Source organism: Actinoallomurus sp. NPDC050550 (assembly GCF_040655075.1).
Lineage (GTDB): Bacteria > Actinomycetota > Actinomycetes > Streptosporangiales > Streptosporangiaceae > Actinoallomurus.
In genome coordinates this window covers 78,238-88,148 of the sequence record NZ_JBFAJC010000046.1, presented here as the reverse complement: position 1 = coordinate 88,148, position 9,911 = coordinate 78,238, and the positions used below count along the sequence as shown (strand labels likewise).

Sequence of the window (9,911 nt, the reverse complement as noted above, 5' to 3'; positions counted from 1 at the left end):
ATTGTCGTCCCCGTCATAGATCACCAGGTTCTTGTCGGACTGGAGTACCAGCCTCGCCCCGGGGTGACCGTCGGTTCCGGACGCCCAGACCGGCTGGTCGTCACGGTCGTAGACCACCAGGTTGCCGTCGCGCTGGAACACAGTGCGGCCCCCCGGGGCGCGCGTTTCGGTGCTCCACATCGGGCCGCGTTCACCGACGAGCGACAGGATGCCCGCCTGGTCCATGGACAGGGCAGCGCTGTCCGTCTTCACCTCACCCGGATACCGGTCCCCATACCCTCCGAAGGAGAAGTGGTGCGGGGCCAGTACCACCACGGCCCCTGGCCCGGCCCCATCCGGCGACTCCGGCCCGGCCAGTTGCAGACCGGGACCGAGGTACATGTGCTTTTGGTCGCCGGAGGACGACACCGACTCGACGCTCATCGACGACCGCCCACCACCGGACACCGACACGGCCCGGCTCACCGCCTCGCGATGCGACCCGCTCCCGACCCCGGTCAACAGGACCACACCGGCCAACAAGGCCACACCACCGACCGCCACGACCGCAAGGACCGGCCGCTTCGCCATCGCCCTAACCGGCGAAGGCTCACCGCCCGCACCACCACCGGGCGGCTCGTTTCTTACCTGCGTTTCAGCAGACAAGATTCGTTTCCCCTTCCATCGTCCATTTCCTGACACGACCACTGACATCATCGCCATGGTCGGTCGGCGGTCTTGGTACGTGCTTGCCGCCGGCTTGCCGCCCCACCGAGCCGCCGCGCCTGGCGGGTCATCAGCTGCCCGTCAGCCACGACTCGTCGTCCGCCTTGATCCGCCGCTCGGCCTCGCTGCCGCGGGTCGGATACCTCCCCTTGATCGGGAACCCGGAGAGCGAGAGCAGCTGCGCGAGGGCGGCGTACTCGTGCGGGTGATCACGGCCATAAGCCGAGTCGACGTCGGCCGGCACCACGTTGAAGTAGCTCATGTCATAGGAGCTGCGGCGCCCTAGGATGCGCCAGCGTCCCTCGCGTAGCTCGACGCGATCCAGGAAGCGGATATGTGTGGTGCACACGTAGCCGAGCGCGGTGTTCTCGGTGACGGCGATCGCGTTCGTCTCGCTCACGGCGCGGTCGCCGCAGAAGTCGAGGTGTGGATTCGCGATCACGTGCTTGCTCGACACGTCCGTCGCACCCATCCGTGAGGATGCGTCGACGAACTCCGACGCCAGGCCGTTGAACCACATGATGTTGACGGTGGCGTCCGGATGGAAGAGCTCGCGTAGCCGATCCCACTCCCCCAGATCACGGTGGATGAAGCCGGTCATGAGCGCGGAGATCACCGATCGGTCGTCGGTGCGGTGAACGTCGTTGTGCGAAGGCACGGGTGGCTCCTCTGGCTCGGTTGTTCTACGACTGCGTCGACGGCCGGCCCCGAGGGGTCCGACGCCGTCCGGGCAGGGCCGGCTGGTTGTGCTGACTCGGTCGGCGTGATGTGCCTGCGGCCGCGGGACCACAGAAGCTGCGCGATGACCACCGCTCCGGCGGCGAGCACGATCAGACTCATGATCCGCAGCGCGGCGGCACTGCCCGCGGTGAACGAGTCGATGACCGCGTGGTGGTAGTGCGGGGCGGTGACGGCCAGCGCGTCGGCGACGGTGTGCGGTACGTGGCCCGCCGCGCGCACGGCGTGCGGAAGGCCGGCGATGAAGCGTGCGGTGAGCAAGGTGCCGACGACGGCCACGCCGAGCGCGCTGCCCATCTCCCGCGTCGTGGACTGCAGCCCGGCGCCGACGCCGGCTTGTTCACGCGGCAGCGCAGCGGTGATCTCGGCGGTCAGGCAGGGCACCGCGAGCATCACTCCGACACCGAACAGCACGAGCCAGCAGGCGTAGGACAGGTACGGATCGGTGGCGGTGTCGGCGAGTCCGAACAGTGCCGCGCTGGTGAGGAGGAAGGCGGCTGCCAGGGTGCCGAGGACGCCGATGCGGGTCACCAGGGCGGGCACGAATCTGCTGCCGACCAGCAGTGGGATCGTCAACGGGACGATGCCCAAGCCGGCTTGCAGCACGGAGAATCCGTGTCCGTACTGCAGCAACGACGCGTTGAGAAAGAACAGGCCGTACGCGCCGAAGAACATGACCAGCATGCCCAGGCACGCCGCCCGCAGTTCGGGGATCCGCAGCAGCCGCGGATCGAGCAGCGGGTGGCGGGCGCGCAGTTCGACGACGGCCCAGAGGCCGGACAGGACCGCCGCGGCGGTGAATCCGGTGATGACCGTGGCGCTGCTCCAGCCCTGGTCCGGACCTTGGATGATGCCGACGAGCAGGGCGAGAGTGGCCATCGTCAGCAGGGTGGCGGCGAGCGGGCCGAGGTCGCGGGAATGACGGTCGGTGCGAGGCGTGGCGAGAGCGACCCATCCGGCGCAGGAGAGGGCGATCGGGGCCACGGCGGCGAACAGCACCCGCCATGAGCCGAGGGCGAGGAGCGCGCCACCGCCGAGGTTGCCCACCACGCCGCCGATGCCGGACATCGCGGCCCAGACGGCGATCGCGTGCGGGCGCCGCGGTGCAGGCGTGGCGTGGATCAGTACGGCGAGGCTGTTGGGGAGGACGCACGCTGCGCCGAGGCCGGTGACGGCACGGCCGAGCAGCATCACCGGGACCTCCGGGGCGGTGGCCGACACGACGGCGCCGAGGGCGAACACGATCAGGCCGCAGAGCAGCACGCCTTTGCGGCCGTAGCGGTCACCGGCTGCGCCGGCCGGAATCACCAGACACGCGAAGAACACCACGTAGGCATCGACGATCCACGACAGCTGCGCGGAGGTCGGGTGCAGGCCGCCGGCGGCGAGTTGCGGAACCGCGAGATTGATGGAGGCGACGAACCCGATGACCAGGACGGTGCAGGCACTCATGCACAGCAGGACGCCCCCGGTCCGGGCCGTCGCCATGGTGCCGGGAGGCTGGACGTTGTTGCTGATCACGTCCTCCACTCAACCGACCTGGACACATGACGTCCACTGCATGCTTGGTACGGATACAGTGCACGAAACGCAATCGATGGGGTGGGGGTCACCGTGCCGGAGAACCTGGACCTCAACCTGCTCCGGGTGTTCGACGCGCTGATGGACGCCGGCAGTGTGACGGCGGCGGCCGAACAGCTACATCTGTCTCCCCCGGCGACCAGCCGGGCGTTGACTCGTCTGCGCCGGGCCATGAACGACCCGATCCTCGTCCGGGCCGGGCGTGGGCTGGTGCCGACCCCGTTCGCACTCCGCTCTGCTCCCCGGGTCCGGGCGCTGCTCGAGGGCGCCGCGGAGCTGGTCACCGACGCGACCGGCAGCGAGCCGCGGACGTGGCGACGCTCGTTCGCGGTACGCATCAACGACGGGCTCGCACCGGTGCTGGTCCCGAGGCTCATCGGCCGCATCACGGCCGAGGCCCCCGGTGTCAGCCTGCGGCTGGTCGCGCAGAACACGAAGGACCCTGACGCCCTGCGCGACGGGTCCGTCGATCTGGACATCGCCGTCGCCGATCCGCCCGCCCCCGACGTGTACACGCAGACGTTGTTCGCCGACCACTTCGTCGCCGTGGTGTCCGCGCAGTCCACGCTGGGACGGGCCCGGCGGCTCACCGTCGCGCAGCTGTGTCGCTACCCGCACATCTCGGTGTCCCGCAAGGGGAGAGCGCGCGGCCCCCTCGACGACACGCTGGAGACGCTCGGCCGCACGCGACGGGTCGTCGCCGTCGTCCCCACGTACGCCGCCGCGTCCCTGCTGGCGCTCGAGGACGACGTCATCGTGCTGATCCCTCGCGTGATGGCCCGACACCTCGTCGACCGCGGCGTCCCGGTGCGCTGGCACGAGGTCCCGCTCGACCTGCCGAGGGTCACCGTCGATCAGCGCTGGCACCGCCGGCTGGACAGCGACCGCCCGTCCCAGTGGCTGCGCGGCCAGGTCGTCGCCGCACTGGAACACCTCGTGGGCGACGACGCGAGGATGCCTCCGGCCAGGCGTCCGCCCGGATCAAGCGGGGCGTGATCTGACTGCCGATGAACCATCAACAGCGGGCAACCCTAGGCCCATAAAGGGACCCAGTGGCCGATGGATGACAGACAGGGGCGCGCGTCTCACCGTGCATCGCCGTGCGTCCACGGGGCGGGCCGACAGATCCTCCGGGGTTTCCCCCGGAGGAGACCGACTTCTACCGGCCGACGACGGCCGGCGATTGCGGACGCGAGCCGGCTACCACGTCCACACGAACGGGCCCGTCGACCATGAGCCCTCCGCGCCGATGCCCAGGCCGGACACCGAACTGTTGTACCACTGGCTGCCGAGAGAGAACTGCGAGCCGTCCGGACGTACCCCGGTCACCTCAACTCGCGCCCACTGGCCATACGTGTCGAACGGCAGCACAAAGCAGTGCCCCGGAGACACGATTTCATTGGCGAGGCTCTGCCGAGCCGGCGTGGCCGCCGTCTGGTTCTCCCGCGAGGTCGCGCTCGCGACGGGCTGGATGAACGCCGAATAGTCGCCTTGCGCGCAGATCTGCAGTTCACCCGTCGGGATCGTCGACGCGGCGGCGGGGTTCAGCCCGCTGCCCGCGACGAGCAGGGCGCCCGCAGAAGCAGCCACGGCGCCGGTGACCGCACCGACGCGCTTGAAACTCAGCTTCATCAAGAACCTCCTGTGAAGACATCGTCACCGGGGCATACGCGACCGGGCCGCCATCGGTTCAGGAAACGCAGGACGCAGTTCACAAACGCCACTGGAGTCACCGGAAAAACTTTCACGCTCTGGCGCGCGTCCCATGATCGGAACCACTTTGCCGGGGATGGCCGTCATGGAAAGGAACAGACACCACATGATTCGCAAGATCGCACTGGCTGCGGCCGCTGGAACCGTAGCCACAGGAGTCATCGTCGCCGCCGTAGCCACCGAGACCGGCGCCACCCCGACCGCCAAGCCCCACACCGTCACCGCCGGGCACACCACCACCCTCGGCGAGAACAAGGCCAAGCCGCGCCACACCCTTCGCCTCGCCGCCAAGCACGCCGCCGTCCACAGCGGCCGTTTCGACACCTTCACCGTCGGCGCGAGCACCACCGCCGGGCAGGCGACCGGCCTGAAGGTGTGCCTGGAGCGGGCCCTCCCCAAAGGGCCCGGCTGGGAGACCCTGAAGTGCGTCACCACGCCCGCCGAGCACGGCAAGGGCACCGCCACCTACCAGATCTCCCAGAAGCTGGCCCACAAGGGCGCCGGCTACCAGTTCCGTGCCGTCGCCTACAACCACGGCAAGGCCTGGGCGGCCCCGTCGAACACCGTCTTCGTCTCGGTGAAGTGAGCACCGTCGGCTGACGACTGACAGACAAGCGGGCCCACCGGCAGGGCAGTTGCCAGTGGACCCGCTTCGTCGCATGTCGACCGACGAGGCCGTGCTCGAACTCGCGCAACCACCCCCAGCGACGCGCGAGCTCGTCCAACACCCGCGAGCCGTTACCGTGCCCGGGCCCGGCGCAACAGGGGGCGCGTGCTTTCCATATCCACTAAAGACGCAAGGACGTCCACGCCTACCCCATCTACATCCGCTTCTATCCCTTGCCCAACGCGAGCGACATTCAGGAGGACGACAAGAGCACGAAAATCCAACTCACCGGGCTAGAGGGATCGACGCGGCTCTTCCTGGGCAGCGAGGGCGGCTACATCTTGTACCTTCAGCCCGGCGGGCGGGGTCCCACCGTCGTGCGTGGCAGCGTCAGCAAGCAGGGCCGCCGGGTCGCAGGCAGCGGCTTCACAGTGTCCCCGCCCGCCACCGGCACCAACACCTTCGCCATCACCTTCGACACCGCGTTCCCCGAACGGCCCATCGTCGTAGCCACCATCTCCGGCCGATATAAGCCGCGTGCCAACGCCCACGTCTCCGAGGTCACCGCCACCCACGCCGTCATCAGCACTGGCGCCGACGACGGCAGAGCCGCCCCCGAGACTTCCACTTCATCGCCACGGCCGCCTCCGACTCTTAATCGGGTTTGTCAAGCGGCGAGGGTGAGGGGCGGTGCCGGTTGGTAGGTGCGACCGTCGCGGAGCAGGGCCCACAGGACGTTGACGCGTCGGCGGGCGAGGGTGGTCGCGGGCCAGCCGTGTTGAGGTCCGCCAGCCAACCACCGGAGCAACCGGCGGAAGTAGAACCCACGCGAAACTCATCGGCCCATCCTGCCCCGATGATGCTCGCTTGCCCCACGGCTCGCCTGTCGAGGCCCGAAGCGCCGTAGTAACCCTTTTGTGGCTGTCATCCGGTTTCGTGCGGGTAGCGGCGCCGGGTGCCGTCGGCGATTATCGACGCGACGTGACCGCGCTGCGAAAGGATCGGGTATGACGTGGCATCCGTGGAGACAGGCGTTACTCACGGCGGGGGCGGCGGTGGTCGGCTTCGACCCGTCCACGCGCACGTGGGTCACCGACGCCGCCCAGTCTCAGGGGATGGTCGACCTGCCGCCGCTGAAGGGCAAGGTGGTGACCGATCCCGCCTCGCGCGGCCAGGCGGCCGACGACTTCGGGCACCTGGTCCATCGGGCCCCCGGGGCCGTGCTGGAGCCCGGCGCCGTGTCGGACATCATGCTGATGATGAAGTACTGCCGGACGCACAGCCTGCAGGTGGCCGCGCGCGGCCAGGGACACGCCACCTTCGGTCAGGGCCAGGTCGCGGGCGGTCTGATCATCGACATGACCCCGCTCAACGCGGTTGAGGTGCGGGAGGACACGGCCGTCGTGGAGGCGGGCGCGCTCTGGAGCAGCTTGGCGCAGGCGACCCTGGCCCAGAACCTGACCCCTCCGGTCTTCACCGACTACCTGGAGCTCTCGGTCGGCGGCACGCTTGCGGTGGGCGGTCTCGGCGGCCAGACCCACCACCACGGAGCCCAGGTGGACAGCGTCGTGGAGCTGGAGGTCGTCACGGGGGAGGCCAGCCTGAGGAAGTGTTCCGCACAGCTGCGCCCCGACCTCTTCCGCGCGGCGCTGGCCGGAAGAGGACAGTGCGGCATCATCACCAAGGCCACCCTGCGCCTGCTGCCCGCCCCCGCGACGGTCCGCCACTACCTGCTCTCCTACCCGAGCGTCGCCGTGCTGACCGCCGACCAGCGGCGCGTGGTCAACGACGGCCGCTTCGCCTACGTGGAGGGAGAGCTCGGGCTGCCGACCGGCTCCGCCGACTGGAGCTACCAGCTTGAAGCGGTCGCCTTCTTCAACGGCACGACCCCGCCCGACGACGCCAGGCTTCTCGACGGTCTGCGCGACCAGCCCGGCGACCGGCAGATCCAGGACATGTCCTACTTCGACTTCCTCAACCGGCTCGCCACAGGCATCGCCTATCTGAAGTCCACAGGCGAGTGGTACCGTCCGCACCCCTGGTGGAACATGTTCCTGCCCGCGAGCCGCACCGACGCCTTCGTGGAGGCCGCCATCAAGGACCTGACCGAGACCGAGGTCGGCGCCAGCGGCGTGGTCCTGCTCTATCCCTTCCCCCGCGCCCGCCTGCACCTGCCCTTGCTGCGCCTGCCCGACGAGGAGACGGTCTTCCTCTTCACGCTGCTCAGAACCGCCTCACCCGGAGCCGAGAACCCGCAGGACATGGTGGAGGCCAACCGTTCCCTCTACCTGCGCGCCCAAGCCATCGGGGGTTACCAGTACCCGGTCGGCTCCATACCCACCACGCATGAGGAGTGGCGCACCCACTACGGCCCCGCATGGGCCGCCTTCAAGGCGGCCCGTGAACGCTACGACCCCGACGGAATCCTCACTCCGGGCCAGGGCGTCTTCCCTCCGTGACCGTGAAGTCCACAGCCGGATCACCCGCGCCGAGTTTCGCCGCCAGGCGAAGGGCGCGGCGGCGTGCCCGGGAGGTGCTCCCCGCGCACACGGGGGTGGTCCCACCATCCAGCGCGGCGGGAGCCGCTTCTACGTCTGCTCCCCGCGCACGCGGAGGTGGTCCCGACACCTGGATGCCGATCGACGTCCGGCAGGTGTGCTCCCCACGCACGTGGCTGCTCGGTGGTTACTCGGATGCCACAAACTGCGCCTGAGCATCGAACTCGACCTGGGGCGTCATCGTGAGGTCATCGAGGAGCTGACCGCCCTGTTACGCGAGCACCCCTACGACGAGCAAGTCGCAGAACACTTGATGGTCGCCCTCTACCGGTGCCGGCGACAAGGCGAGGCGCTGCAGGTGTACGAGCGGCTGCGCCGGACACTGGCAGGCGAACTCGGCGTCGACCCCACCCCGCCGATCCAGGCGATGCATCTGCGCATCCTGGCCGCCGATCCCGCCCTGGCGGTCCCTGTCCCGGTGAGCGGTCCCTCGGACACACGACCGGAAAGTCCTGGCACGGCGGCGACCGAACCGGTTATGGCGATGCCGGTGCGCCAACTGCCGCTCGATGTACCCGACTTCGTGGGTCGAGCCGACGCGCTGCAGACCGTCAGAAGCCCGTCGTACCTCCGCCAACAGGTGCGCTGACTGAGCCGTCTGTTGTACAGTCTTACAACTGTGCAAGCCTTATCGGCATGGTGGAGTGCGCCGCCCGGCACCCCGGAGGCTCTCCGGGCGCATCACTCCGGCGTCGCAGCCGAGCATCGGATGACGCCTGGGCCATACGTCCCGGGGACGACGACATTGCGAATGGTTAATTGCCGTTTACCGAGTTCGCCGCCGACGATGTTTTATCGTCATTTACTGGCGATGCCGACATTCCACTGTACACTTCGATTTGCGCTCACTTTCAGTCATCCAGTAAGTCTAAACGGCCGGCTTGGGCACCGGACGTGACGACTACGTACTGGAATCTCGAGCTCGGTGGCGTCGCGCGATCACACGGGGGCATGATGGACGATCAACGCCGCGCGTCGAGCGAATTCTCTCGACGCCGCGCGCTGCACGGCGGATTGGCCGTCACCGGCGGTGTGCTGGCCGCCGGTTACGGACTGGCGGCATGTTCGCAGAATTCCCAGCGGCAGGACGGTCCCCGCCGCTTCACGACCGCCACCGGAACGAAGCGACGCGGCTCGCCCACGTACGCGACGAGTCCGGGCGAGCACCCAGTAGCCCTGGTCTATCGCGGGCCTGCGGCGATACCGGGATGCCCGGAAGCGGTCGCGGCATTGATCCGCAGCACCGGATGGAATTTTCGCGTCCGATACGTCGGTCCGGGCGAGTCGGCGAAGCTGTCGGCCGCCACGCTGCGCGGGGCCGCGTTGTACGCCCAGCCGGGCGGCGGAGACCTGGACGACGGCTACCGGCACATGCGACCCCACTCTGCCGACATTCGGGCCTATGTCGCCGGCGGAGGCCGCTACCTCGGTTTCTGCCTCGGCGGTTACCTGGCCGGATCCACCCCGGGCTTCGGCCTGCTGCCCGGTGACGCCGACCGGTTCATCGAGAGTCGCGGCGCAAGCGTACGCACGGATCAGGACACGGTCGTGGAGGTGCGGTGGCGGAATCAGCCGCGGCAGCTCTACTTCCAGGACGGCCCCTACTTCTGGATACGCAAGAGGGCGTCCGACGTGATGGTGCTGGCTCGATACACCAACGGGCGGATCGCGGCGCTGGTGGCGCCGTACGGACGCGGCCGGATCGGCGTGGTCGGGCCGCATCCCGAAGCCACGGTCGACTGGTATGAGGAAAACAGCCTGGTCAATCCGGACGGCATCGATCCCGCGTCCGGACACGACCTCGTCGACACGTTGATGCGGACCTGACGTCCACGACTTCGACGGAAAACCCGGTACGCCACATGTGATGGAGTCGCCTTTCAGATCGTCATGAGATGAAGCAGAAACCGCTCCCAGGAGATATAGCGGCTTCATTCAACGAGTCCGGATAGTTCCCGGAGTCACCCTGATATCGCCTGTCATCCCGCCGGATCGAACACTGAATCCGG

9 protein-coding genes and 1 pseudogene are annotated in these 9,911 nt (G+C 68.6%); 6 read left to right on the top strand and 4 right to left on the bottom strand.

The genetic code is table 11. From position 1 onward, the window contains the following. The 3 genes and pseudogenes from AB0I04_RS41620 to AB0I04_RS41610 all read right to left on the bottom strand — a co-directional run. A pseudogene (locus tag AB0I04_RS41620) lies at positions 1-570 on the bottom strand (hypothetical protein); the annotation flags it as partial. Between the two features lie 205 nt (positions 571-775). Further along, positions 776-1,363: a nuclear transport factor 2 family protein gene (locus AB0I04_RS41615; RefSeq protein ID WP_360897859.1), complete on the bottom strand. Its 588-nt coding sequence runs from the start codon at positions 1,361-1,363 to the stop codon at positions 776-778. Continuing rightward, positions 1,318-2,973, bottom strand: coding sequence for an MFS transporter (locus tag AB0I04_RS41610; RefSeq protein WP_360897857.1), 1,656 nt, complete (start codon positions 2,971-2,973; stop codon positions 1,318-1,320). The genes AB0I04_RS41615 and AB0I04_RS41610 overlap by 46 nt, the downstream gene beginning before the upstream one ends. Before the next feature lie 72 nt (positions 2,974-3,045). Here AB0I04_RS41610 and AB0I04_RS41605 point away from each other — a divergent pair, with 72 nt between their 5' ends. Next, positions 3,046-4,020, top strand: a complete 975-nt coding sequence (locus tag AB0I04_RS41605; RefSeq protein ID WP_360897855.1) for a LysR family transcriptional regulator — start codon at positions 3,046-3,048, stop codon at positions 4,018-4,020. Positions 4,021-4,224: 204 nt separating this feature from the next. On the opposite strand, the gene AB0I04_RS41600 is transcribed toward AB0I04_RS41605, so the two are convergent. Beyond that, positions 4,225-4,656 carry a hypothetical protein gene (locus AB0I04_RS41600; protein WP_360897853.1) on the bottom strand — a complete coding sequence of 144 codons (432 nt, stop codon included), beginning with the start codon at positions 4,654-4,656 and terminating at the stop codon, positions 4,225-4,227. Between the two features lie 187 nt (positions 4,657-4,843). Between AB0I04_RS41600 and AB0I04_RS41595 the strand changes: the two genes are divergently transcribed. From AB0I04_RS41595 to AB0I04_RS41575, 5 genes are all read left to right on the top strand, one after another. Then, entirely contained in the window at positions 4,844-5,323 is a 480-nt protein-coding gene (locus tag AB0I04_RS41595; protein ID WP_360897851.1) for a hypothetical protein, read from the top strand. 254 nt (positions 5,324-5,577) lie between these two features. Next, positions 5,578-6,048: a hypothetical protein gene (locus AB0I04_RS41590; RefSeq protein ID WP_360897869.1), complete on the top strand. Its 471-nt coding sequence runs from the start codon at positions 5,578-5,580 to the stop codon at positions 6,046-6,048. 303 nt (positions 6,049-6,351) lie between these two features. After that, positions 6,352-7,803: an FAD-binding protein gene (locus AB0I04_RS41585; RefSeq protein ID WP_360897849.1), complete on the top strand. Its 1,452-nt coding sequence runs from the start codon at positions 6,352-6,354 to the stop codon at positions 7,801-7,803. 211 nt (positions 7,804-8,014) lie between these two features. Continuing rightward, positions 8,015-8,491 carry an AfsR/SARP family transcriptional regulator gene (locus tag AB0I04_RS41580; RefSeq protein WP_360897847.1) on the top strand — a complete coding sequence of 159 codons (477 nt, stop codon included), beginning with the start codon at positions 8,015-8,017 and terminating at the stop codon, positions 8,489-8,491. Positions 8,492-8,661: 170 nt separating this feature from the next. Continuing rightward, positions 8,662-9,729, top strand: a complete 1,068-nt coding sequence (locus AB0I04_RS41575) for a BPL-N domain-containing protein (protein WP_360897845.1) — start codon at positions 8,662-8,664, stop codon at positions 9,727-9,729. The last annotated feature ends 182 nt before the right edge of the window (positions 9,730-9,911 follow it).

Bases quoted from the DNA above. Each gene is read 5' to 3' on its own strand.
- AB0I04_RS41595 (WP_360897851.1), top strand. From the start codon at position 4,844: ATGATTCGCAAGATCGCACTGGCTGCGGCCGCTGGAACCGTAGCCACA.
- AB0I04_RS41585 (WP_360897849.1), top strand. From the start codon at position 6,352: ATGACGTGGCATCCGTGGAGACAGGCGTTACTCACGGCGGGGGCGGCG.
- AB0I04_RS41600 (WP_360897853.1), bottom strand. From the start codon at position 4,656: ATGAAGCTGAGTTTCAAGCGCGTCGGTGCGGTCACCGGCGCCGTGGCT.